The sequence below is a fragment of the Planktothrix serta PCC 8927 genome (assembly GCF_900010725.2).
Taxonomy (GTDB): domain Bacteria; phylum Cyanobacteriota; class Cyanobacteriia; order Cyanobacteriales; family Microcoleaceae; genus Planktothrix; species Planktothrix serta.
The window spans coordinates 1-650 of record NZ_LR734897.1; the positions used below are offsets into that span (position 1 = coordinate 1).

Genomic DNA, 650 nt, shown 5'->3' on the forward strand with positions numbered 1-650 from the left:
CAAAAGAGAATCAAGTGGTCAAGATAGAAAGGGCTGACGGTGGAAACCTTGGCACACAGAGGCGAAGAAGGACGTGGCGACCGACGATAAACTCCGGGGAGCTGGAAGCGAGCGATGAGCCGGAGGTGTCCGAATGGGGCAACCCAAAAACAGCCCACTGAATCAAATAGGTGGGTATGAGCGAACCGGGCGAACTGAAACATCTTAGTAGCCCGAGGAAAAGAAAGCAAAAGCGATTTCCCGAGTAGTGGTGAGCGAAAGGGAAACAGCCTAAACCAACAGGTTTACCTGTTGGGGTAGTGGGACAGCGACAGTGGACTCAGAGAGTTAGACAAAGCAGATGAAACCTGCACCAAAGAAGGTGAAAGTCCTGTAGTCGAAAACTCAAAAAGCCTAGCTGAATCCCGAGTAGCACGGAGCCCGTGAAAGTCCGTGTGAATCCGCCTCGACCACGAGGTAAGGCTAAATACTCCTGTGTGACCGATAGAGAAACAGTACCGTGAGGGAAAGGTGAAAAGAACCCCGGAAGGGGAGTGAAACAGAACCTGAAACCGTCAGCTTACAAGCAGTGGGAGTCCGATTCAACGGATGACCGCGTGCCTGTTGAAGCATGAGCCGGCGAGTTAAAGGCAATGGCAGGTTAAGACAGA

At 51.8% G+C, this 650-nt stretch carries 1 rRNA gene; it reads left to right on the plus strand.

The window, feature by feature from the left end:
- Positions 1-16: 16 nt before the first annotated feature.
- A 23S ribosomal RNA gene (locus PL8927_RS27535) occupies positions 17-650 on the plus strand; the annotation flags it as partial.